Source organism: Candidatus Leptovillus gracilis, assembly GCA_016716065.1.
Taxonomy (GTDB): domain Bacteria; phylum Chloroflexota; class Anaerolineae; order Promineifilales; family Promineifilaceae; genus Leptovillus; species Leptovillus gracilis.
The window spans coordinates 57,022-81,535 of sequence record JADJXA010000015.1 but is presented as its reverse complement, the minus strand read 5'-3'; the positions used below and the strand labels follow the sequence as shown (position 1 = coordinate 81,535).

Annotated in this window: 19 protein-coding genes; 9 read left to right on the top strand and 10 right to left on the bottom strand. The window is 58.6% G+C overall.

Annotation, left to right across the window (positions count from 1 at the left end; genetic code table 11):
• The first annotated feature begins 27 nt into the window (after nt 1-27).
• The gene (locus IPM39_24260; protein ID MBK8989140.1) at nt 28-2,961 is read left to right on the top strand and encodes a tetratricopeptide repeat protein; all 2,934 of its coding nucleotides are present in this window, start codon (nt 28-30) and stop codon (nt 2,959-2,961) included.
• 93 nt (nt 2,962-3,054) lie between these two features.
• Here the strand turns inward: IPM39_24260 and IPM39_24255 are convergent, their stop codons facing one another.
• Entirely contained in the window at nt 3,055-4,344 is a 1,290-nt protein-coding gene (locus IPM39_24255) for a hypothetical protein (protein MBK8989139.1), read from the bottom strand.
• A gap of 218 nt (nt 4,345-4,562) precedes the next feature.
• Nucleotides 4,563-5,831: a glycosyltransferase gene (locus IPM39_24250; GenBank protein ID MBK8989138.1), complete on the bottom strand. Its 1,269-nt coding sequence runs from the start codon at nt 5,829-5,831 to the stop codon at nt 4,563-4,565.
• 214 nt (nt 5,832-6,045) lie between these two features.
• Between IPM39_24250 and IPM39_24245 the strand changes: the two genes are divergently transcribed.
• The 4 genes from IPM39_24245 to IPM39_24230 all read left to right on the top strand — a co-directional run bounded on the left by IPM39_24245 (nt 6,046) and on the right by IPM39_24230 (nt 10,918).
• Nucleotides 6,046-6,840, top strand: coding sequence for a thymidylate synthase (locus tag IPM39_24245; protein MBK8989137.1), 795 nt, complete (start codon nt 6,046-6,048; stop codon nt 6,838-6,840).
• An 11-nt stretch (nt 6,841-6,851) separates the two neighbouring features.
• Complete coding sequence (locus tag IPM39_24240) at nt 6,852-7,388, top strand: dihydrofolate reductase (protein MBK8989136.1); 537 nt, start codon at nt 6,852-6,854, stop codon at nt 7,386-7,388.
• 29 nt (nt 7,389-7,417) lie between these two features.
• The gene (locus IPM39_24235; GenBank protein ID MBK8989135.1) at nt 7,418-9,628 is read left to right on the top strand and encodes an ATP-dependent Clp protease ATP-binding subunit; all 2,211 of its coding nucleotides are present in this window, start codon (nt 7,418-7,420) and stop codon (nt 9,626-9,628) included.
• Nucleotides 9,629-9,709: 81 nt separating this feature from the next.
• The gene (locus IPM39_24230; protein MBK8989134.1) at nt 9,710-10,918 is read left to right on the top strand and encodes a hypothetical protein; all 1,209 of its coding nucleotides are present in this window, start codon (nt 9,710-9,712) and stop codon (nt 10,916-10,918) included.
• A gap of 31 nt (nt 10,919-10,949) precedes the next feature.
• Here IPM39_24230 and IPM39_24225 read toward each other — a convergent pair whose 3' ends face one another.
• From IPM39_24225 to IPM39_24210, 4 genes are all read right to left on the bottom strand, one after another.
• A complete protein-coding gene (locus tag IPM39_24225) occupies nt 10,950-12,284 on the bottom strand; it encodes a ferrous iron transporter B (protein MBK8989133.1) in 1,335 nt (444 codons plus the stop codon).
• Nucleotides 12,285-12,395: 111 nt separating this feature from the next.
• Nucleotides 12,396-13,268: a 50S ribosome-binding GTPase gene (locus IPM39_24220; protein ID MBK8989132.1), complete on the bottom strand. Its 873-nt coding sequence runs from the start codon at nt 13,266-13,268 to the stop codon at nt 12,396-12,398.
• Complete coding sequence (locus IPM39_24215; GenBank protein ID MBK8989131.1) at nt 13,265-14,311, bottom strand: FeoA domain-containing protein; 1,047 nt, start codon at nt 14,309-14,311, stop codon at nt 13,265-13,267. The genes IPM39_24220 and IPM39_24215 overlap by 4 nt, the downstream gene beginning before the upstream one ends.
• A 174-nt stretch (nt 14,312-14,485) precedes the next feature.
• Nucleotides 14,486-15,202, bottom strand: coding sequence for a sulfotransferase (locus tag IPM39_24210; GenBank protein MBK8989130.1), 717 nt, complete (start codon nt 15,200-15,202; stop codon nt 14,486-14,488).
• Between the two features lie 330 nt (nt 15,203-15,532).
• Between IPM39_24210 and IPM39_24205 the strand changes: the two genes are divergently transcribed.
• The gene (locus tag IPM39_24205) at nt 15,533-15,916 is read left to right on the top strand and encodes a response regulator (GenBank protein MBK8989129.1); all 384 of its coding nucleotides are present in this window, start codon (nt 15,533-15,535) and stop codon (nt 15,914-15,916) included.
• A gap of 8 nt (nt 15,917-15,924) precedes the next feature.
• On the opposite strand, the gene argH is transcribed toward IPM39_24205, so the two are convergent.
• Together argH and IPM39_24195 are read right to left on the bottom strand one after the other, a co-directional pair.
• On the bottom strand, nt 15,925-17,304 hold the full coding sequence (argH, locus tag IPM39_24200; protein ID MBK8989128.1) for an argininosuccinate lyase: 1,380 nt from the start codon (nt 17,302-17,304) through the stop codon (nt 15,925-15,927).
• A 17-nt stretch (nt 17,305-17,321) separates the two neighbouring features.
• Entirely contained in the window at nt 17,322-17,894 is a 573-nt protein-coding gene (locus IPM39_24195) for an MOSC domain-containing protein (protein ID MBK8989127.1), read from the bottom strand.
• Nucleotides 17,895-18,207: 313 nt separating this feature from the next.
• Between IPM39_24195 and IPM39_24190 the strand changes: the two genes are divergently transcribed.
• The 3 genes from IPM39_24190 (at nt 18,208) to IPM39_24180 (ending at nt 22,902) form a co-directional block, all read left to right on the top strand.
• Nucleotides 18,208-19,437, top strand: a complete 1,230-nt coding sequence (locus tag IPM39_24190) for a M20/M25/M40 family metallo-hydrolase (GenBank protein MBK8989126.1) — start codon at nt 18,208-18,210, stop codon at nt 19,435-19,437.
• 439 nt (nt 19,438-19,876) lie between these two features.
• Nucleotides 19,877-22,543, top strand: coding sequence for a valine--tRNA ligase (locus tag IPM39_24185; protein ID MBK8989125.1), 2,667 nt, complete (start codon nt 19,877-19,879; stop codon nt 22,541-22,543).
• 32 nt (nt 22,544-22,575) lie between these two features.
• Complete coding sequence (locus IPM39_24180) at nt 22,576-22,902, top strand: DUF971 domain-containing protein (protein MBK8989124.1); 327 nt, start codon at nt 22,576-22,578, stop codon at nt 22,900-22,902.
• Between the two features lie 32 nt (nt 22,903-22,934).
• Here the strand turns inward: IPM39_24180 and IPM39_24175 are convergent, their stop codons facing one another.
• Complete coding sequence (locus IPM39_24175; protein ID MBK8989123.1) at nt 22,935-23,168, bottom strand: hypothetical protein; 234 nt, start codon at nt 23,166-23,168, stop codon at nt 22,935-22,937.
• A gap of 97 nt (nt 23,169-23,265) precedes the next feature.
• Nucleotides 23,266-24,510, bottom strand: a complete 1,245-nt coding sequence (gene lysA / locus IPM39_24170; GenBank protein MBK8989122.1) for a diaminopimelate decarboxylase — start codon at nt 24,508-24,510, stop codon at nt 23,266-23,268.
• Between the last annotated feature and the right edge of the window lie 4 nt (nt 24,511-24,514).

Here is a 24,514-nt window from a genome sequence, read left to right as displayed (position 1 = left end):
GGGGCGTTGGTATAATTGTCAATTACGATGACCGAACTTCAACTTAGGCTGTTGGGCAATCTGCAAATCGGGCGAGCAAGCCAACAGGACATCACGCTGAACTTCTCGACGAAAGCGCAGGCTTTGCTCTGTTACCTGGCGGAAACGGGCCATACCCAACAGCGAACCACGCTGGTTGGCCTGTTGTGGGGCGAAAGACCGGAGGAGGATGCCCGGCGCAGTTTACGAGTCGAGTTCACCAAGATGCGCCCATACCTGGACGACCACCTGGACATTACCCGGTTAACGGCCGCATTCCTTCGTGAAAGCCCCTATTGGTTAGATACCGAAGCCTTCACCCACTTTTTGAACCTGGCGCAAACGGCCGACAGCGCCTCTGAACGCGCTTACCTGCGTGAAGCTGTCAACCTGTACCGGGGCGAATTTATGGCCGGATTTATGGTGTCTGACGCCCCAGATTTTGAGGAATGGGTGTTGGCCTGCCGCGAACGGTATCGCCAGTTGGCGATTCAGGCGTTGACCCGGCTGACAGATATTTGCCTGGAACAGCAAGATCATTCCGCCGGAATTGAGTATGCGCAGCAGGTGTTGGTGATTGATTCCTGGCGCGAAGAGGCCCACCAACAGTTGATGCGCTTGCTGCTGCTAGACGGCCAGCGCACGGCCGCGCTGCGGCAGTATGAGATTTGTCGCCAGGTGTTGGCCGACGAATTGGGCATTGAGCCAGCAGAACAAACGCAAACGTTGGCTGCCCAAATCCGCCAGATGGAGACGGGGCAGGTGTTGGCCGATAAACGGCCGTTCCCCCCACCCACCGCCGCCACACCCACGGCCCTGCCGTTCCAACCACCCGATCTCATTCCCCACTTCCTGGGCCGCGAGGCCGAACTGGACGACCTGGCCGCTCGTCTGGCCGATTCCGCTGCCCGGCCCATAATCGGTTTGGTGGGCATGGGTGGGGTTGGCAAATCGTCGTTGGCGATTCATCTGGCCCATCGTCTGCGCGCCCGGTTTGCCGATGGCGTGTTGTGGGCCGACGCCGCCAGCGAACCAACAACCATCGCCGCCCGCTGGGCCGCCGCCTTTGGCTACGACTTCAACAGCCTGCCCACCGTGTCTGAAAGATTGGCTGCCGTGCGCCGTTTGTTAGCCGACAAGCATCTGCTCATTGTGTTGGATGATGTGACGGTGGCCGCTCGTGTGAAGCCGCTGCTGCCCGAAGATGGCCGCAGCGCCATCCTTTTTACCACCCGCAGCGCCGACATCGCCGACGCCCTGGGCGCGGTCGGCGTGAATCTGGATGTGCTGACGCCTGAGAACGGCCGTTCCTTGTTAGCCAGCATCATCGGCCAGGCGCGTGTTCAGGCCGAAAGCGCCGCCGCCGAAGAGATTGTCCACGGCTTACAACACCTGCCGTTGGCCCTGTCCATTGCCGGGCGCTATCTGGCCGCCCGCCCGCGCCGCCGCCTGACCGATTTTGCCCGCCGCCTGTCCAACGAGGTGGAGCGGCTGAGGCTGCTTACGGTGGGGGATACGGCCGTATTGTCTTCCTTCAACATTAGCTGGCAGGCGCTCGATGGTGAACATCAACGGGTGTTTGCGTTGTTGGGGGTATTTAACGGCCGTGGTTTCACCGCCGAAGCCATCGCCTACATCGCCGATTTAGACCCGTATCTGGCGCAAGACCGTCTAGATCGGCTGGTCTCGCTCTCCCTGCTCAATGAACACTCGGAACGCCACTACCGCCAGCACGCCTTGCTGGCCGACTTCGCCCGCGACAAAATAGGCCCCAACGATGACCAGCCTATCGGCCGCATGGTAGACTATTTCCGCCAATTTTCCCGCCGCCACCACGCAGACTACCGCCTGCTGACGCTGGAATGGGACAATCTGGATGCGGCTCTGGATATCGCCTATCGGCGTCAATCATGGGAACAGGTGTTTGAATTTGCCCAGATGCTGCACGCGGCCTGGTTTGCCCGCGGGCGCTTTGAGTTGGCGCGGCAGGCGAACGAGTGGGGCGTCAGGGCCGCGCAAGCGGTGAACGATAGTTATCAGGAGGCGCGTGCCCTTTACCGCTGGGGACGGGCTGCCCTGGAGCAAGCCGATCTACAAGTTGCCGCCGATCTGTTTCAACGCAGTTTGGCCTTGTTCCGGCAGATCAACAATCCGGCCGGCATTGCCGATTGCCTGTACGACCTGGCGCGCATCGCCATCACCCAGGGCGAATTGTATGAGGATGTGTCGGCCTTGCTGGTCGAAAGCCTGCACATCCGCGAGCAGTTGGGTGACCAGGCGGGCGTTGCCGCTGTGTTGTTTCGCCAATCCCGGCTGGCTGAATCTTATAACCAAAAGGATGAGGCTGAAGCGTTGGCTTTGCAGGCGTTGGCCCTGCAAGAAGCAGCCGGCGACAAACTGGCTATGGTGCGCACGCTGCATCATCTAACCTGGACTTATATTGGTCTTGATGGTCTGGCCGATAAGGCTGTGGCCTTTGCGGACCGCGCCCTGCAGCTGGCCGAAGAGGTGGACGACGTGGGTGAATTGGCCCTGGCCTGGTATGCGCGAGGCGGCGCGGCGCGTGTACAGGGTAAGTATGACGAGGCGTTGTATTGGCTGGGAAAAAGTTATGAACCTTTGCAGCGCATGGGCGATAAACATTCTGTGGGGTTGGTGCTTTATCTGAAGATGCTTATTTATCGCGATGCAGCGCGTTATGAGGAAGCGCTGGTGAACGCGGAACAATGTGCGTCCATTTTTACTGAATTGGGCGATAAGCGGCGAGTCGCCTGGACGGTAGGCAATATAGCCCGACTTCATCACAAATTGGGACGAACCGTCGAGGTTCGTCCCCTGTTAATGGAATCGGTCGCGTTGGCAACTGCGGTGCAAGACACCGTTTGGGTGGGAAAGATGCAAATGGCTTTGGATTCGCTGGATGAGGCGTCGAGTGGGGAGTAGGGCAGGCGGTATTCAGTATTCAGTGTTCGGTGTCCAGTTACTGAACACCGGTCACTGAATACTGAATACTGAACATTGGACACTTCCCATTCATCAGCCGCCGCTGCCGCCGCCGCCTTCTGGTCCTTTCATCGGCCAGCCGCCGGCGGCGAAAAGTTCGGTCCACACGGCCGTTGGCAGGGCATTGTGCGGATTAGCCCGGCTTTGTGTCTTGAACCAGTCGCGCCAGGTCTGCGTTTCGCCCAATCGCCGCCGATTGTCGGTTATCTCATCCCCCGTATAAACCACAACCTGATCGCTTTCGAGCTTGAGCTGGTTAACCTGCGTGTTGGGGCTGCTTTTCAGCCACAGTTCAAAGGCGGTGTACAGCGTCTCCGGGTCTGCTTTTGCATTCGGCAGGTCTTGTGACCAAACGGCCGTCGCTTTGACGCCGCGTTGGGTGGTGAGGTATTGCAGTATGGACACGGCCGTTTCTTCCACCACCTCTCTGGCCGTTTGCACCGATACCTCGGCCAAACCACCAGACAGGCTGAGGACGCGCGGTTTACCGCGTGTGGACAGGGCTTGCTGCCAGCGCGCATCCAGGGCGACGGCCGCTTTTTTGCAGCCCATCTCTTGCAGCAGGCGGGTGTAGATAAACGGCCGTATCGCGTCCGCCGGGTGTTCACCATCATCTTGTGTTAAATGCGAGATGGGGTTATCCAGCAGCAAATCCTGAAAATCGAGGCCAATGACCGGCCCGGCCACTAATGCGCCATACACGTCGGCGAAAATCTCTTCCAGCCAGCCCTCCGCCCAGATCGGCAGCGCTGGCAGCAGCAAAGCGTCCAGCGTCGCCGCCAGGCCAGGCGCGTGGCGGTAGACGTAATGCCCCACTTCGTGCGGAATCGCCAAAAAATCATGGGCGGTGGTGACGCAGGTGAAAGGCAGCCCCACCAGGGCCAGCGGCGCATAGGGAATGACGCGGATGTGGGTGGATTTGGTGAAGTAGGTGGCTGTGGCGGCCGGTTTGATGAGCCGGGCGCGTGTCGCCAGACTCAGAGCGTCTTGGGCCAGGGCGTCGGCTTTGGCGAGGGCGTTTTGCATAGCGACCGAGCCATCTTGCCGTTGGTCTACAGCCAACTGCACGGCCGTCATGTCAAAACTGGCCTGGTCCAGCGTGGCCCGCAGCACATTCTCGGCCGGATGTTCCGGTGATGGCAGCAAACGGCCGTTCTGAAAACCCTCCAGGAAAAAATAAAACTGGTCTTTGGCAAATGCGTGCAGGCAAGCTGTCAACGCTTGAAACGTGGGCGTAGACAATTGGCTGTAATCGCTCTGCATCTCGGCCAGGGTATCGTCTACCCCTTGCCAGCGGTTATCCCACACAGATGGATTGAACATCGTTACCCCTCCTTTGGGTATTGTCGGCTGTTTGGCGATTGTTGGCACAAAAACCGGGCGCGACGAACAAAATCGTCGCCGATCATAAGTATGTGTTTGACAAACTACAGTGCTTTACACGATGTTGTAAGTATCGGCTATCGGGGGGATGCGAATCAAGCCACCGGTGGCAAAATGTACGCAAAATTCACGCAGGGGACTGGCGGAGATCTGTTGGTCTAGCGGCAGGTGTTGTTGGCAAACTGCTCAATGGCGGCGCAGCTGTCGTGCAGCGCCTGGTTGAAGTTGATGCGTGCGGCGCAGCGGCGGCTGTTGGCGGCCACGGCCGTATCGTTCAGCAGGTGGTCTAATTTGCGGGCAACGGCCGTGCCGGTAAACTTCTGCGGCCATAAATACTCGCCTACGCCCAACCGCTTCAGGCGCGCAGCGTTGTCTGGCTGGTCGTGGCTCATGGGCATCACCAGCAGCGGAATCCCGGCGGCCAACCCCTGGGCCATCGTGCCGACACCGCCATGAAACACCAGCGCGGCTGTACGTGGTAACACCTGGCTAAAGGGCAAGTAGGGCGCACAGCAGATGGTATCGGGCAGATTGGTTGGCATCTGTTCGGCGTGGCTGGAGACGAACAGGCCGCGCCGCCCCAATAATTGACACGCTTCCAGAGCCGCCTGAAAGAACCGCGCCCCGTGCTGCATGGCCGAGCCGGGCGTAAAGAGGATGGGTGGGCTGCCGTTTTCTAAGAAATCATGGATGGCCGGGGGGAACGGCCGTTCCGTCTCCCGCTCAAAGTGGATAAAGCCGGTTAATTGGGTATGTGGCGGCCAATCGGGCTGCGGCGGCGCGTACCAATCGGGGAAAAGCCCCAACACCAACTGCGTGGAGTGCATCCATTGGTGGAAGACGCGGCGGATGGGCGGCAGGCCCAATTCGGTGCGGAACCGATTGAGTTCTGGCAGCACAACCGGGTCTACCACGCCCCCATCCATCAGGCGGAACCAGAGGCTTTTTAGCGATGGGGGCAGCCAATCTGGCAGAATGACAGGGCCATTGACCGGCGCTTGATGAACGCTGCGCAAAACGGCCGCTTGCAAATGGGCGGAAATCATCGGGATGCCCAATTTCTCTTGGGCCAACCGCGCGCCAAAGGCCAGCGACGGCGCAATCACCACCGTCTTCCGGGGATCCATTGCCTGCAAAATGGCGTATAAGGTGCGAGTGGCCGGGAGGAGAAACTGGAGGGCAGTGAATTCAAACGCTTTGGTGGGATGCCATAGGAGTGGGTTCGCTGCAGCTTGCTGGTAGGCTTCGGCCGTGCCCAATGGGATAAACTCCAGGCCCATTTGGCGGATCAGGGGTTCAAAGTAGGCGCTGGTGGTGATGGTGACCTGGTGGCCGCGTGCTTGCAGCCCACGCCCCAGGCTAATCACCGGATGCACATCGCCGGCGCTGCCGATGGTGGGCAGTAGGAAATGGGTTTGTTTGTACATAGCAGTATTATGACAGAAACGGCCGTTTCCGACATTTCATTTGGGTGCGTTGTCATTCTGGCGAGTCTTCGAGGAAGAATCTTTTTCCCGCCATTTGACTAACCTTAGACCATTGCAAAAACCAGCAAAAAAGAGCGTTTGTCTGCGAAATCTGCGTCCAAAAATCTTTTTCCCACAGGCTGCTAGATGGGGGTTGTGATATACTTTTTCACCGATGAAACAATACCTGAATTTGATGCAGCATATTCTCGACAACGGCGTTCGCAAAGAAGACCGCACCGGCACGGGCACGCTGAGTGTCTTTGGCTATCAGATGCGCTTTGATTTAGCCGCCGGTTTCCCGGCCGTGACGACCAAAAAGCTCCACCTGCGCTCCATCATCTATGAGCTGCTGTGGTTTTTGCAAGGTGATACCAACGTGAAGTATCTGCAAGATCATGGCGTGACCATTTGGGATGAGTGGGCCGACGAGCATGGCGACCTGGGTCCGGTGTATGGCTACCAGTGGCGCAGTTGGCCGGCGTGCGACGGCCGTACCATAGACCAGATAGCCCAGCTCATCACCCGCTTGCAAAGCAGCCCGGATTCGCGCCGCCACATCGTTAGCGCCTGGAACCCGGCGGGCGTGGACCAGATGGCCCTGCCGCCCTGCCATACATTGTTTCAATTTTATGTGGCCAACGGCCGTCTCTCTTGCCAGCTTTACCAACGCAGCGCCGATGTGTTTTTGGGTGTGCCCTTCAACATCGCTTCTTACGCGCTGCTGACGTTGATGGTGGCCCAGGTTTGCGGCTATCAGCCCGGCGAATTTATCCACACATTTGGCGACGCCCACCTCTACCTCAACCACCTGGATCAGGCGCGTTTGCAGCTTTCGCGCCAGCCTTATCCACTGCCGCATCTGGCGCTGAATCCTGGCGTTGGCTCCATCTTCGCCTTCCACTACGAAGATTTCACCTTGCACAACTACCAAAGCCACCCGGCCATCAAAGCGCCCATTGCTGTGTAGCTCTCGCTCCTATGATCATCTCACTAATCGCCGCTATGGATAAAAACCGCATGATTGGGCAGAACGGCCGTCTCCCCTGGCGTTTGCCGGCCGATATGCAGCATTTTGTCGCCCTGACAATGGGTAAACCGGTCATTGTGGGGCGCAAGACCTATGACTCCATCCAGCCAAAATACAAACCACTGCACGGCCGTACCAACATCATCCTCACCCACAGTCTGGATTATGCTGCGCCGGGCTGCATCGTTGTTCACACCATTGACGAGGCGTTAGCCGCCGCCGGCGATGCGCCAGAAGTGATGGTCATCGGCGGGGCGAACACTTACGAGCAATTCCTGCCGCTGGCTGACCGCCTCTACCTCACCATCATCCACGCCGAATTCGACGGCGACGCCGCCTTCCCACCCTACGACGCCACCGCCTGGCGCGTCACCAGCGACGAAGCCCACCTGGCGGATGATAAAAACCCCTACCGCTACCAATTCCTGACCCTGGAGAATTGTCAATTGTCAATAGCCAATAGCCAATTGCCAACCGTTGACAATTGATAATTAACAATTGACAATTGACCATTGTTATGAACAACCTAAACCCCAACATCCCTTCCCCCGAATTGTCCCGGCTGATGACGACGGCCGTTACCAAACTGCGCGACTATCAGCTTACCCTGCTCACGCCGCAGCTGTTGCTGCGGGTGTTTTTGGACGATAATACGGCCGTTGCCCATCAGATTTTGCGCCGCCTGCAAAAAGAGCGCGGCTTCGATTGGGACGATCTGGTGCGGCGCGTGGAACAAGTGACCCACCTCAGCAAAGGGCGCGACGCCAAATTTAACTATACCGACGACTTTGGCAAAGACACGCCGCTGGCCGATGAAACCCTCATTATCCTGGATGAAGGGCTGACCCTGGCCCAATCACGCGAAGAACTCAAGGTCAACAGCGGCCACGCTCTGGCAGCGATGGCGCAAAAAAATGTGACCACGTATGCTGTTTTGCAGCGCATCGGTATCACCACGGAAGCGGTGATCGAACTGCTGGCCGAAAGCAGCGCCGATGGTATGCCCATTATTTTTGATTATGTAGACGACGCCCAACGGGGGCAGGCGCAAGCCGTCTACCAGCGGGAGGCGCTGCTGAATGAACTCATCAGCCTGCTGGCTTTGACGCGGCGGCGCCACGTCATCCTGGTTGGGCCAGAGGGCGCGGGCAAGCGGACCCTGGTCTACAGTCTGGCGCAGCTGCTGGCCGAAGGCAAAGGCCCGACCGGTTTGCGCTCGGTGGTGGAAATCAACGAACCGGCTTTGTTAGAGAATCCTCTGGCGACGATGCGCGTGGCCCTGCGGCGCAGCAGCGGCGGCATTTTGCTGGTCCCGGAAATCGAACGCTTTTTTGCCGACCGGCTGCGGGCGCGCCTGCCGGAAAACGTGACCCGCGAACTGCACAAGGCGATGTTAGGCGGCGAGCATGTCATCATCGGCACGGCCACGCCGGGGGTGTATGACCGGCTCAACAGCGACCCCATCATCCGCCAAAACACCCAGCGGCTGGACGTGCCTGCCGCCACCAAAGCGGAAGCGACGGCCATGCTGTTGTTCCACCAACAGCGTTTAGAGCAGGAGTATGAGATTGAAGTGACGCGGGAGAGCCTGGAAACGGCCGTTACCCTGGCCGGCCAATACATCAAAACCATCGCCCTGCCGGCCGCCGCCGTGCAGTTGGCCGACCGCGCCTGCGCCCTGGTGCGCATGGTCAAGCAGGAGCACATTGCCAATCTGCCCCAGGTAGAAGCCGACGGCCGTCTCAGTCCTGACGATGTGATGGTCGCCGCCAGCCAGATGACCAAAATCCCCATCGCCAAACTGAGCGCCGATGAGCGCGGCAAATACGCCAACATGGTGGACCATCTGCATCAGCGCATCATCGGCCAGGAGGAGGCGATTTTAGCCATCAGCCGCGCCGTCAAAACGGCCCGCGTGGGACTGCGCGACCCCAAACGGCCGATTGGCTCTTTCCTTTTTCTCGGTCCCAGCGGCGTGGGCAAGACAGAGCTGGCCAAGGCGTTGGCCGAATTTATGTTTGGCACAGAGCAGGCGATGTTGGTGCTGGACATGAGTGAGTACCAGGAAGAAGCCAGCGTCAACCGGCTGATCGGCTCGCCGCCGGGTTATGTGGGCCACGAGGCGGGCGGGCAGTTGACCAATTTTGTGCGGGAACGGCCGTATACCGTCGTCTTGTTCGATGAGGTGGAGAAGGCCCATCAGCGCGTCTTCGATGTGCTGCTGCAAGTGCTGGAAGAGGGCCGCCTGACTGACAGCCAGGGTCGCCTGGCGACTTTTGGCGAGACGGTGGTGATCATGACCAGCAATTTGGGGTCCGGCCACATGCAGGTCCCGGTCATCGGCCAATTGGAGCGTGAACGAGTATTAAACGACGTGAATCGCTTCTTCCGTCCCGAATTTCTCAACCGGCTGGATGAAATTATCTTGTTCCACCAGTTGGACAACGAGCAGTTGGCGCGTATTCTGGACCTGCTGCTGAAAAAAGAGCTGCAACTGGCGGGAAACCAGGGCATTCAACTGACGCTGACCGATGAGGCGAAGGTTTGGCTGCTGGCGCAAAATGATGAGCCGCAGTTTGGCGCACGGCCGTTGCGCCGCATCATCGCCCGACACCTGCGCGAACCATTGGCCGATTTTCTGCTAAGAGAAGGTGGGGAACGGCCGTCTGGCAGCCAGACCACCATCACCATCGCCGTCAACGAATTGGGGCTGGATTTTCAGATCTAAGGGTTCGTTTGCAATTAACTTTGGAGTTTCCAGATTGGACCAATCTTGGAGATTGGTCCAATCTCACCAGGTTAAAAACATATGAACCCTAAGTACTTGACTGAGTCAATGAAACCGGCCGTTAAAGTTCCCCTCCTCACGTTTCTGGCGGCCCGCGTGCTTTTGACGGTTTGGGGGATTGTGGTGCCGCTGCTCATCCCCGCGCCGCTGGGGCCGGATGATGTGGCACGGCCGTATCTCGACCAACCTCACCTCGATTCCGGCGCTGCCGGGCTGCTGCTTGGCCCCTGGCAGCGCTTCGACGCGCAGCGCTACCTGCGCATCGCCCAGGAAGGCTACGTCCACGAAGAGGATTCTGTCTTTCCACCGCTTTATCCATTGGCGATGCGCGGATTTGGCTTGCTGTTTGGCGGCGGACCAACGGCCAACCTGGTCGCGGCGCTGCTCATCAGCAACCTGGCGTTTGTTGGGCTGCTGCTGCTGTTTTATCGGGTGGTGGAAGCAGAATTAGGGGTGCAGTTTGCGCCGCGGGCGCTGTTGTATCTGACTTTTTTCCCGGTGGGTTTCTATTGGCTGGCGCCTTATTCGGAGTCGTTGTTTGTGCTGCTGGCGTTGGGTTCGGTGTGGGCGGCAAGGGGACACGGCCGTTTCCTGCTGGCGGGCATTCTCGGTTTTTTGGCGTCGCTCACCCGGCTGACGGGCTGGGTGCTGCTGGTTCCGCTGGCGTATGAGTGGTGGCGGCAGGGGGGGAAGGAGTTTTTATTACAAAGGGACAAAGGGACGAAAGGAATAAAGGGGCTTTTGGCGGTAGGACTGCCGGGGGTAGGTACGGCCGTTTTCTTGCTCTGGCGCTGGTGGGTCGGCTTGCCGCCCATCAACCAGATATATCAACAATACTGGTTCCAGACTACCGGCTTGCCGGGCACAGATTTGCTCCGCGCCCTGCAAACCATGTTTTTGGGCGGCACAGCCCGCGCCGGGGAATTTACCCTCTGGTTTGATTTTTTTTGCGCCGGGCTGCTCGTTGTTGGCGCAGTTTTGGCCTTTCGGCGGCTCAACGTCACCTATGGTCTCTATTCGGTTATGCTGCTGCTGTTCATGCTGCTGCCCGTCTCCGCGGTGAAGCCGTTGTATTCTTTTTCGCGTTATGTGCTGGCCTTTTTCCCGCTCTTTATGCTGCTGGCGTTGGCAGGCAAAAACGGCCTGGTTCACCGGTTGATTTTTTACCCATCTTTTGTGTTGTATCTCTATTTCAGCGGCCAATTTTTCTTGTGGGGTTGGGTCGCCTGAGGCAAAGGCGCTGCCCGGCAGCGCCTTTGCCTTAACTGAGCAGCCGCCAGATTTGGGCGACAAAGAAGGTGACGATGAAGCCCATCGCCAGCGGCAGCAGGGCGGCGACGGCCGTCCATTTTTTGCTGCCTGTCTCCTTATAGATGGTGTAAATGGTCGTCGAGCAAGGATTGTGCATGAGGGAAAAGAGCATCAGGTTGACGGCCGTCAACAACGTCCAGCCGCCTGCCGTAAACAGCGCCACATAGTCAGACGTGGAATTCATTTCAAACATCACGCCCGCGCCGGCGCCGCCCTCTCCACCGGTCACCAGCACTGTCAACATCAACACCGTCGGAATGACAATCTCGTTGGCCGGGATTGCCACTACATAAGCCAGCAAAATGACCCCATTCAGGCCGACGAGGATGCCCAACGGATGAAGCCAGGTGACCAGATATTCGGCTATGCTGGTCCCGCCGACAGTGATGTTGGAGATGAGCCAGATGGCCGCGCCGGCCGGCAGGGCGAAGACCACTGCCCGCCACAACACGTAAATGGTGCGGTCAATAAACGAAGTGTAGATGGTGCGCCACACCTGGGGCGGCCGATACGGCGGCAGCTCCAGGCTAAACGTAGACACCTCGCCGCGCAGCACCGTGCGCGACAAGCTCCAGGAAACGGCAAAACTGAGCAGCACGCCCAGCATCGCAATGCTGACCACCGCCAGGGCCGAAATCAGCCCGGCCAGGTAAGCCGGCGCCATCGCGCCAATGAACACAGTGGCGATGAGGATTTGGGTGGGCCAACGGCCGTTACACAAAGCAAAATTGTTGGTGATAATGGCGATCAGCCGCTCGCGCGGGCTGTCTATTACCCGCGTCGCCACCACCCCGGCGGCGTTGCAGCCGAAGCCCATCATCATGCTCAGCGCCTGTTTGCCGTGCGCCCCCGACTTGTGGAAGATGTTGTCCAGGTTGAAGGCCACGCGCGGTAAATAACCAAAATCCTCCAGCAGCGTGAACAGGGGGAAGAAAATCGCCATTGGCGGCAGCATCACGCTGACCACCCAGGCCGTTGCCAGATACATGCCGTCAATCACAAATCCGGCCAACCACCAGGGCGCGCCAACGGCATTTGCCAGACCATGCAGCCAGGGAACGGCCGTGTCAATCAGCAGCGACGCCAAAAATTGCGACGGATAGTTGGCCCCGGTGATGGTCAGCCAGAAGACCAACGTAAACAGCAAAATCATCATGGGGAAACCCCACACCTGGCTGGTCACAATCCGGTCAATCGTGCGATCCAGGTCGAAGCGCGGTTTTTCATCCGGCCGGGTTACGGCCCGGTCGGCCAGCCGCGCCGCATCGGTATAAATATCTTCCATCAGCCGGTCGTGAAAATCGCGCCCAATTTGCCAGCGCAGCGCTTCGGCCGTCTGCAAAATATCGTCCACGTTTGGTTGAGAGGGTATCAGCTGTGTCACGTCGTTTTCTCCTTAAGCCGTTTCCAGCCGCAAGACCAGGTCTTGGGCCGCCTCCGGTGACTGGCGGCTCAGGTCGCCCAGTTCGCCGCTGTGGATAGCCGCGGCGATGCGCGGATCGCCATCCAGCAGCCGCAGCGCCACCCAGCGGGCATTGGGCACGTTGGGAAATGCCTGTTGTATCTGCCGCACCAACGTCGTCAGGGCCGATTGGATGGCCGATGAGCCTGTTTGAATGCGATGCGGTTTGCATACGGTTTGCCCCGTCGCCACATCGCTGACCGCTTGCAGCAGCTCCTTCAGCCCTTCACCCTGGCGCGCGGACGTGGGCACAACCGGCACGCCTAAATCGCGCGCCAGCCGCCGGTCGTCCACCGTCAGGTGGTGGCGGCGCGCCTCGTCCATCAGATTCAGGCAGACAACGGCGCGGTCGGTCACTTCCAGCACTTGCAGCGCCAGATTCAGGTTGCGTTCCAGGCGTGTGGCATCCACGACGATAATGGTCACGTCGGGTTGGCCAAACAGCAGAAAATCGCGGGCTACTTCCTCGTCCAGACTGGTGGAAAGCAGAGAGTAGGTTCCCGGCAAATCCACCATTTTGAAGCGATTGCCACCGTAACTAAAGCCACCTTCGGCGCGGGTGACAGTTTTCCCCGGCCAGTTGCCGGTGTGCTGGCGCAAGCCGGTGAGGCTGTTGAACACCGTGCTTTTGCCGGTATTGGGATTGCCTGCCAGGGCAACCACATAATCCCAATCGGTCATGTCTACGCCCAGCTTCAGCAGGTTGCCGGCATTGTGCGCCGGGCATGTGGCGCAGGCGGAGGAAGCATGGGGGATTGGCGATTGGGCGTCAGAGATTGGGAGTTGGGGGTTGGTTTTAGCGTTCATCGTCCCTCGTTCATCGTTGGTGTTTTGATGCGGATCAGGTTAGCTTGCTCATGGCGCAGGGCAATAAGGGCGTCGCGGATGATATAGGCGGTAGGGTCGCCGCTGGGACTGCGCATTTCGGCCGTGATGCGGGTGCCGGGCAAAATACCCAGGTCCATAAAACGCCGCCGTTCGGCCCCGCGGCATTTGTTGGAAATACCGACCACTTCCGCCGATTGGCCGATAGGTAGACGGTTGAGGGTTTCGCTGCCGATTGGGTCGGTGTCTTCGATTTTGGCGGCGAACGGCTCGGCTACCACCGAAATGTTGGCGGCCAACATGGGGGCCAATAGGTGTTCATCGCCGTTGGCCCAAAAGCGCACTCGTTCAGGCCCGGCTTCGATGATGCGCACCGGCATCCCCGGATACAATCCTTCGGCGACCAGCTGCGCGTACACAATGGGCGGTTCGTCTTCCAGATGGACAATGCGGCCGGGCTTTCCCAAAGGCAGATTGGTAAGCGGCTGCCCACCGTGGCTGACGACCTGGCCCGTGGCCGTGGGAATCGGGTCGCCGTGGGGGTCGTAGCGCGGGTGGCCCAGTTGGTCGGCCAGGGCGTTTACCTGTTCTATGGTGAGGGAATGTTCCAGACGTTCGGCACGGCCGTGCCATTCAGCCTCTTCAAAACCAGTTTCTTGCGCCAGGTAATGCTCCCACAGGCGGTGGGCGCGGATGATGTGCAGCGCCGCTTCGCGCCCGGTGGCGGTCAGGTGAATGTCGCCGCCGGCTATGGCGACCAGTGCGCCATTTTGCATGGCGACCAGCAGGTGGGCGGTGTCGTCCAGGTTGGCGTGAATAGCCCCGGCAATGCTTTCGATGGTCGGGCGGCGTCCTTCCATTTCGCATTTGTAGATGTGTTTGAGGGCGTCTTCGCTTTGCACGCGCTCGTTGAGGTGGCGGCTGTGCTGCCAGCGCGCCCAGAGGCCGCGATCCGGCCAGAGGATAACGGCCGTTACCCCCAATACAGCCACTCCTATCAATAAAGCAACAGCAGGATCTGGCATATCAGACTCCTTAGTAATCGTCTAAGAATAACTTCCTGTTTTTTAGATTGGACCAATCTTGGAGATTGGTCCAATCTGGACCATGTAATTTCTCGATGATTACTTAGATATGAATTTAGATGTATCAAAATAAAAATTTGTATATGGTAAATTTTAATCTGAATCGGGGAATTGTCAAGAAAGAAGCAGAGGGGGACGGAGGTAGACGGCCGTTTCTCCCTGAAACGGCCGTCTGCTTTTGTTCAGCGATATAAGCAGCCGAGAAAACCATTCAGGCCGACTGCTGGCGGTTGCGATAAAGGTTGGGTCAACGGCCGTCGCCATGCTCGCCACGTCCAGTTTCCCGCCGAGGAATTCATTGATCTGTTCGGCCGCTGCCGCCGGATCGGCCAATACGTCGCTGTAATGGATATAAAGTGTCTGGAAATTGGGTTGTTCGGCCAGCCAGCCTTTTACCTGCTGCACATGTTTGGCGAACAGGTCGGCCATTTTGGCGTCGTCCATTTTGCTGGCGTCCTCGCCGCGATGGACGAGCATTTTGCGCTGTGAAGCCAGGATTTCAGCCATGTTGCGCTGGACGAAGATGACCCGATATTCATAACCGGGCGGCAGGTGTTTTAGCAGCGCGGCAATGACCTTGACACTTTTGCCGGGGGCATCGGCGACCCAGGCAACGTCACCTTTGTCCATTTGCTTGACACGCTCAAACTCGAAATACCCTTTGGGGTTGTCCTCGTCGGCGGCGCGAATGGCGTCGGTGAGTGGGGGGATGCCGCCGGCGGCGATCATTTTCATCATCATGGAAGTGCCGGAACGGGGCAGCCCGGAAACGATGGTGATGACGGCCGTTTTTTCTTCTGATTTGCCGAATATTCTCTTTAGGAAACCCATGTCTCTTTCTCCTTTGAGCGGTGGCTGCCAAAATCTTTGAGCAGTGGCTGCCAAAATCTTTGAGCAGTGGCTGCCAAAATCTTTGAGCAGTGGCTGCCAAAATCTGTGCGATTTTGGTGGGTTTGCTTTGTTGCCTGGTGTTTTGCCAAAAATTTAACGGTATTTTTACTGGCTAGACCCATAAAAAGCCTTTTAATTCAGTACAGGTTTAGCCGCAAGCAATTTTAGGACTATTGGTAGGATTATCTCTCAATTGGAAAAGTGTTAAAATTTGTCTGGTAAGATATTTGTGAAGCGCTTATTTGTTGAGACATTCGAAGGAGTTGACAAGTGACCTGGTCTGTAATGGTAGTTGATGATGAACCAATGACCCGTACCCTGCTGCAATTGATGCTGGCTCCGGCAGATTGCGAGGTGACGGAAGCAGAAGATGGCCTGGATGCTCTGGAGAAAATTGAGCAAAACTTACCAGACCTGGTGATTTTGGACGTGATGATGCCGCAGATGGATGGTATCACGTTGTGCCGTGCGCTGCGGGAAAATGCGGCTACGGCCGTTCTGCCCATCATTCTTCTGAGCGCCAAAACCAGCCCGGAAGCAGTGCAAGAAGGGCTGCTGGCCGGAGCCAACAAGTACCTGACCAAACCGGTAGCCCGGCACGAACTGGTCAGCAGCATCGAAGAGTTGATGGCTGAAGCCGCTGTACCCCGGTAGCGCCAGGTTTAGATGGCTGCCAGACTTTTCTGGGCAGCCTGAAGTTGGCTTCGCAGCGCTGCCGGAGACGTGCCGCCAGGCGCGTTGCGGGAAGCCAGGGAAGTGGTGAAATCGAAAACGGCCGTAACCCCTTCCCCCAATTCCTCACTGACCGCCAACAAATCGGCCGCGCTTAGTTCCGTCAACAACAGCCCCTTTTCTTCCGCCAACTGTACCACCGCGCCTACCATGTGGTGCGCCTGCCGAAACGGCATCCTCCGCTCTTTCACCAGATAGTCGGCCAGGTCGGTGGCCAGCAGCCCTGGCTCCAAATGCGCCGCCATGCGCTCTGGCCGAATTTGCAGCGTGGTGATCAGCCCGGCCATCACCGGCAGGGCCAGCGCCAGCGTGTCGAAGGCGTCGAACACCGGCTCTTTATCCTCCTGTAAGTCCTTGTCATACGTGGACGGCAGCCCCTTCAGCGTCGTCAACAAGCCCACCAGATTGCCGATGAGACGGCCGCTTTTGCCCCGCGTCAGTTCCAATGTGTCTGGATTCTTCTTCTGCGGCATGATGCTGGAGCCGGTGCTGTAGGCGTCGTCCAACGCCACGAAGCCAAATTCGGCGCTGCTAAACAGGATAAGCTGCTCGGAGAGGCGGCTGAGGTGCAGGCCGGTCATCGCCGCCGCGTAGAGAAAGTCGGCGGCGAAATCGCGGTCGGCGACGGCGTCCAGGCTGTTTTGGCTGATGGATGGGAAGCCAATCGCGTCGGCCAGCGACCCCCGGTCTACGGGGTAGGCGGTCCCGGCCAAGGCGGCGGAACCGAGGGGGAGAACGGCCGTTCGTTCTCTTGCCTGCGCCCACCGTTCCTGGTCCCGCTGCAACGGCCAGAAATGCGACAGCGCCCAATGTCCCCAGGTGATGGGTTGGGCGTGCTGCAAATGGGTGTAGCCGGGCATGGGGGTGTGCAGATTGGCGGCGGCGCTTGCCACCAATGCTGCCTGCAATTCCTTCAGATGGTTCTGCAATTGTTCGATGGCCCCCATCACCCACAAGCGGAAATCGGTAGCCACCTGGTCGTTGCGGCTGCGGCCGGTGTGCAGTTTGCCGCCAACCGCGCCGACAATTTCGGTCAGGCGACGTTCAACGGCCGTATGCACATCCTCATCGCCCGACGCAAATTCAAACTTCCCGGCGGCGAATTCGCCCCGCACCTGTTCCAACCCGGCGATGATCGTTTCCGCTTCGGCGATTGTTAGCACGCCCGCGCCCACCAGCCCCCGCGCCCAGGCCACGCTGCCGATGACGTCTTGCTCGTACAGCCGCTGGTCGAAGGGCAGGCTGTCGTGGTATTGGCGGACTAAATCGGCCGTTGCTTTCTGGAAACGGCCGCCCCATAATTTGCTCATTGTTTATTCTCCGCTGGTTAGCTGCCTGGTTGGTTTGCCGGCTCGATTTTGCTGATGGCAGCGCCAACGGCCGCAGTGCCATCCTGGATAACGCGGGCATAAATGCCGCGCAGACGCAGCGGCCAGCCATCCTGGTTGACGAATTTGAGGGCGTCATTGCCGAAACGTTGGGCATATTTCAGGCAGCCGCGGTGTTCAGCGGCGGTGATTTCGAGAACGGCCGTGCCCACTTTCACCCGCTGCCCCGGCGGCAAATTCTCCGGGCTGAGGTCCATGTCCACATAAAGCTGGTCGCCGGCCAACGGCCAGCGCGTTTCGTCGGGGGAAATAATTTGCAGGGCGCGGATGTTGACCAGGGTAAGCTGCCGGTCGGGGTCGGCGCGGCCGTCTGGTGAGTGGCGGCTTTCACGTTCCAGCCAGGTGTCACCTTCCAATCCATTGGCCTGGGTTAGAACGGCCGCTGCCAATACCACCCGCTCATCTTCGGCCGGCCGGGAGACAATGAGGGCAAGACGGCCGTTATCCGGCGGCGACTGCCGCACGTAGGGCAGCCCGGCGCGCAGCGCTTCTAGCGTGATCAATTGTTTCATGTGGCAACTCCTAACCTGGACAAGCCAGAGCGAAAAAGGGTTATCAAAGATTATGCAGATTTCACAGACTGAAGATAAAAAAGCTGCGTAATCTGCGTTTGCCCGGCGCTGCGTCTCCCCTCCGTGGCTCGCCGTGCAATTCCGAGTTCTGCTGGCGAAAGTGTAAGCTCCCAGCGTTGGCTGGTCAAGTGATTTCGTCGAATTGTTTTGCCGCCGCCGCCTGGGGATGTTATAACAGGGTCACACCGACCAGGACCCTAAAGGCATTCGCCAACCTTTAAGGACTGGATGGTTACTGGCAAAGGAACAATCTATGACTCAAACAGAAATCCAACAACAAGTTCACGCTTACCTACAGACAAAACTGCCCGATTATCTGGCCCTGCTGCGGCGCATGGTAGACATTAACAGCTTCACCGCCAATCCCACCGGGGTGGATGAATTGGGCCGACTGACGGCCGCTGCCTTTGAAGCATTGGGCTTTACGGCCGTTTTTATCCCTTCCGCCAACCCGGACTTCGGCCACCATCTCCTCCTTAACCGCCCTGGTCAATCTGGCCGTCAGATTGGCCTGGTCTCTCACCTGGACACCGTCTTCCCGCCCGACGAAGAAATCCGCCATCACTTTGCCTGGCGCGAAGACGGGGCGCGAATCTACGGTCCCGGCACGGTAGACATCAAAGGCGGCACGCTGATTATTTACATGATGCTAGATGCGCTGCAAGCCATCACCCCGGCCGTCTATAACGATGTCACCTGGACCATTCTGCTAGACGCTTCGGAAGAGACCAACGGCATGGATTTCGGCCAATTGTGCATAGAGCAGTTAGGCAGCGCCCTGGCCTGCCTGATTTTTGAGGGTGGTTACATGGAGAACGGCCGGGCCAAAGTGGTGGTGGCCCGCAAAGGCATGGCGACTTATCACCTGGAGGCGGAGGGCAAAGCCTCCCACGCTGGCAGCGCCCATGAACAAGGAGCCAACGCCATCGTGCAAATGGCCGACGTGGTGCAGCAAGTAGCCGCCATGACCGATTACGGCCGTGGCCTGACCTTCAATCCTGGCGTGATCAGCGGCGGCACGGTGACTAACCGCGTGCCCCACCAGGCCAGCCTGGATGTGGAGATGCGCGCCTTCGACCCGGCTGTGTATGCAGCGGGCGTGGCCGGGATGTTGGCGTGGAACGGCCGTTCCAGCCGCCGCAGCAGCGACGGCTACTTCGCCTGTCGTGTCTCGGTGGCGGTCACGCGCCAGACACAACCCTGGCCGCGTAATCCGGCCACCGACCATCTATTTGCCATCTGGCAGGCGGCGGGCGAAGCGCTCGGCATTCGTGTGGAGCCGGAAGAGCGTGGCGGCCTGAGCGACGGCAACTATTTCTGGCATCTTATTCCCAGCCTGGATGGCCTGGGCGCTTCGGGCGGTAATGCTCACTGCTCGGAACAAAGCGCCGATGGCAGTAAAGAGCAAGAGTATTGCACGCCGGCCGCCCTCGTGCCCAAAACGCTGCTAAACGTAACGGCCGTGCTGCTCTTGTTGGCATAGTTTGCCGCGGGAATCTCATTCAACATAGCGCCCTTAATTTGCCCTCGGTCTGGCCTGTTGTTATACTACGCAGCAATATAACAAAGATAGTGATTGGGAGTAGTAGGCAGCGTCGCCGCCGCAAGAGAGTCCGGGTCATTGGCTGGTAGGCCATTGGCTGAAAACTTTGACCGGAACGGCCGTTACCCAAGTCGCCCATGAATCGTTTTGCTGAAACCCAGTAAGCAAAACCGGGTCAGCCCGTTACAGCTCAGAGCGTCGTCGGCCGTAAGCCGTAAGCCGTTATCCGTAAGCCGTTATCCGACGGACTGCGGACTGCGGAACACGGAATACGGAACACGGAACCAAGGTGGTACCGCGTGAGACTCAGCTCTCTCGTCCGTGATTGGATGGGAGAGCTTTTTAATTGTCAATTATCAATCGTCAATCGAGGAATTCTATGCCCGACATGCCCAAAACCTACAACTTCCAGGACACCGAAGAACGCCTTTACCAGTGGTGGGAGCGAAACGGCTGGTTTAAGCCGGAAACGCGCCCGGCCGACGCCAGGCCATTTGTCATTTCCATCCCGCCGCCCAACGTTACCGGTGAACTGCACATGGGGCACGTGATGTTTGTCGCCCTGGAAGATTTGATGATTCGCCGTGCTCGGATGCAGGGGCGGGCGGCGTTGTGGGTTCCGGGCGTGGACCATGCCGGCATCGCCACGCAGCTGCAAGTGGAGAAGATGCTGCTGCGCACTCTAGAAGAGACGCGGGAGGAAATTGGCCGCGAGCGCTTTTTACAGCACACGTGGGAATGGAAGGAAAAGTACGGCAGCTATATCACCAAACAGCTACGCCGTCTGGGAGCAAGCTGCGATTGGGACCGTGAGCGATTCACCCTGGACGAGGGGTTGTCCACGGCGGTGCGCGAAGCCTTTGTGCGTATGTATCGTCTGGGGCTGATTTACCAGGCAGAGTATCTGGTCAATTGGTCGCCGGGGCTGCAAACGGCCGTATCTGACCTGGAAGTGGAGTACAGCGAAGAACCTGGTTTTCTGTACTACTTCAATTACCCGATGGCCGGCGGCGGCTCGCTGCCCGTTGCCACAACACGGCCAGAGACGATTTTGGGCGATGCGGCCGTTGCCGTTCACCCCGACGACGAACGCTACCAAGCATTCATTGGCAAAACCTGCCTGGTCCCCATGCTGGACCGCGAAATCCCGATCATCGCCGACGAGTACGTGGACATGGCCTTTGGTACAGGCGCGCTCAAAATTACCCCCGGCCACGATCCCAATGACTTTGAGATCGGCAAAAAACATGGTCTGGCAATCATCAACGTCATGAACCGCGACGCCACCATGAACCATCACGCCGGCCCTTATGCTGAGATGGAGCGCTTTGCCTGCCGTGAAAAACTGTGGGCCGACATGGAAGCCGCCGGGCTGACCATCAAAAAAGACAACTACACCCTCAATGTGCCGCGCAGCCAGCGCGGCGGCGAAATCATCGAGCCGCTGGTGAGCAAGCAGTGGTTTGTGGACGCCGAACCAACGGCCAAGATGGGGCTGCGCGCGGTCCACAGCGGCCGTATCAAAATTGTGCCCGAACGCTTTGTCAAAGTGTGGGACAACTGGCTGCAAAATATCCGCCCCTGGTGCATCAGCCGCCAATTGTGGTGGGGCCATCGCATTCCCGTCTGGTACTGCGCCGACTGCGGCGGGCAAACCGTGACCAGTACCGACCCATCCCACTGCGCCCACTGCGCCAGCCCGCACATCGAGCAAGACCCCGATGTGTTGGACACCTGGTTCAGCAGCGCCCTCTGGCCCTTCTCTACCCTGGGCTGGCCGGAGCAAACGCCCGATCTGGCCCGCTTTTACCCCACTGATGTCATGGAAACGGGTTACGACATCCTCTTCTTCTGGGTGGCGCGTATGGTGATGTCGGCGGCGCTGTTTACCAACGACATACCTTTCCATACGGTTTATCTGCATGGGCTGGTGCGCGACGAACACGGCCGTAAAATGAGCAAAAGCTACGGCAACGTTACCGACCCGCTGGAAGTGATGGGCGAATATGGTACGGATGCCCTGCGCTTTACCCTACTCACCAGCGGCACACCCGGCGCCGACCTCAATCTGGCGCTGGAAAAAGTAGCCAGCAACCGTAACTTCGCCAACAAAATTTGGAACGCCACGCGCTTCATCACCCGCAGCCTGAACAAGGCCAACCGCGCAGACAAACCGGCCACACCAGACTATACACCGGCCGACCAGTGGATTCTGACCCGGCTGGCTCAGGTGATCAAACAAGCCGACCGTCTGATGGACAACTACCTGTTTGGCGAGGCAGGACGGCAGGTGTACGATTTTCTCTGGAGCGATTTTGCCGACTGGTATGTGGAGACGGCCAAAGTGCAGTTGGAAGCGGGCGGAGCAGCGGCCTGGACGACGTTGGCCGTCTTGCGGCGCGTGCTGGACCACAGCCTGCGGCTGCTGCATCCCTACATCCCGTTTGTCACCGAAGAGACGTGGCAGCAGCTCCGGCAGGCGTTTGTGGACGCCGACTTAGGCATTGCGCCAGACGAGGGCTGGGCTGAGGCGCTGATCATCGCCGATTGGCCGATGGCCGACCGCATTTACCCTGAAGGCGCGGCGGACTATGAGCGGCTGCGCGACCTGGTGCGCGAGATTCGCGCCGCCCGGTCGGACAACCAGGTGGAACCGGCGCGCAAAATTGGGGCTGTTGTGGTGGCAGGTGAACGAACGGCCGTCTTACAATCCCAACGTGCCACCCTCGCCTTCCTGGCCCGGCTAAACGACGACCGACTGCACATCGTGCCCCAGTCCGACGCCCCCGATGCGGCCGTCACCCTGGCCCTGGGCGACGTGACCTGCTATCTGCCGCTGGCGGGTATGGTGGACCTGGAAAAGGAAAAAGCGCGGTTAAGCCAGGAACTGGCCGCGCTGGACAAAGAGGTTCAGCGGCTGACCGGTTTGTTGGATAGTCCGTTTGCAGCGAAAGCGCCAACGGCCGTTGTACAAAAAGAGCGCGACAAACTGGCCCAACTACAGGCCAGCCAGACCGAACTCCGCGAGCGGTTGGCCAGCCTGTAGTTGATTCATTCAGGTGTATTTACTGGTGAACTATGGAAAAAATAAAACCAACCGGCGTAACGGCCGATCGCAATGAGCGTGTATTGATCATCAACTGGAACGATGGGCACGTCAGTCGGCTGCCTTTTGCCGGGCTGCGGGCCATTTGTCCTTGCGTGGAGTGCCGGGGCGGGCACGAAAACATGGGTGGTCCACCCGATTTAGGGGTGATGCGCACCACCCGCGATGAAAACATGAATCTGAAGAGCGTCGAGGCTGTGGGCAGTTATGCCCTACAATTTGCATGGAGCGACGGCCATTGGACCGGCATTTACACCTGGGATTTCCTGCGCCAGGCCGACCCAGCCTTAAAATCGTGATGAACCGCCAACCGTTGGCTGTGCGCCCTTTCTTAATCGCCGTGCTGCGGTAACTTGCTGTTTGCTGTGGCGGCGGTGAGCGCCTGGATGAGTTGGATCGCCTGTTCCGGCGTCAGGTAGAGGTTTGTTTCATCGTGGCGGAAGACCTTTTCCTCTTCCGGGCAATCCTCAATGATCGAGACGCATATATTGTCGTCATAATCGCAATCGCCCTCGTCGTAGTAGATGGCGACTTTGAGGCTGTTATCAAGAAGCCAGATTGACATAATGACCTCCACTTTTTGGTTCAATAAAAAATTCAGAACGTGCCAACAGCAGCGCACCAAAGTCCGTATGGCGTTATTTTACACAAAAACGGCCGTCTCACGCACATCCATCTAGCAAATGGGCAAATTCCTGGCGACGGCGAATCACCCGGAACTGGGCGCCATCTACCAACACCTCGGCAGGGCGGACACGGCCGTTATAATTGGAACTCATCGCAAAGCCATACGCCCCGGCCTGCAACACAGCCAGCAACTCACCCGGCTGCATGGCCGACAGCGGTCGTTCCTTGGCCAAAAAATCCCCTGTTTCACAGATTGGCCCGACGACAGTTGTGGTTATTCGTTCACTGTCGTCCGCTGATTGTTTAACCGTTTGCACAGGGTGGTAGGCGCTGTACAGCGTTGGGCGAATCAGGTCGTTCATACCGGCATCTACAATGGTGAAATGTTTTTCGCCCTGATTTTTCGTGTAGACAACTTGAGTAAGTAGTATACCAGCTGGACCAACAATCGAGCGTCCCGGTTCCAGGACCACGTTGTAACCGGCTTGCAGAACAGGTTGGGCAACGGCCGCTGCCCAACCTGCAATTGTTGGAACATCATCATCCGCATAGTCAATCCCCAGTCCACCACCAACATCCAAATACCTCAGTGGGATACCTGATTCAGCTAACTGCTGCGCGGCCGTTACCAGGAAACGCGCAGCTTCGCCAAACGGAGTCACGTCGGTGATTTGCGAGCCGATGTGGGCGGCCAGACCCACCGGGCGTAAGTAGGGGGAAGCGGCTGCCAACCGCAGCAGGTGGACGGCCGTTGGCAGCGGCACGCCAAATTTATGCGAATGCTGCCCCGTGCTGATGTAGGGATGGGTCTGTACGTTGATGTCTGGGTTGACGCGCGCGCTGACAGCCGCCTGGGTTTGCAGCTCCCTGGCGACGCTTTCCACGGTTAACAGTTCCATCTCCGACTCGATGTGGAGGGCGTGAATGTTGGCGCGCACGGCCGCCTCAATTTCCGCCCGCGTTTTGCCCACGCCGGAGTAGATGATCTTTTCCGGGGCAATGCCGCCGTGCAGCGCCAGAAATAGCTCGCCGCCGCTTGTGACGTCGGCCCCCAGGCCGGCGTCAGACAGCAGGCGCAGCAGAGTCGGGTTGCCGTTGGCTTTTACGGCGTAACAAACCAGGCTGCGTGCGGACGGGACGGCCGTCTGATAAGCCGTCGCCCGCTGTTGTAGTTCGGCCCGGCTGTAGACGTAGACCGGCGTGCCTACCTGGGCGGCAATGTCGGCCAGGGGCACAGATTCACAGTGCAGGTGTTGTTGGTGGTATGTAAATGTGGTCATTGGT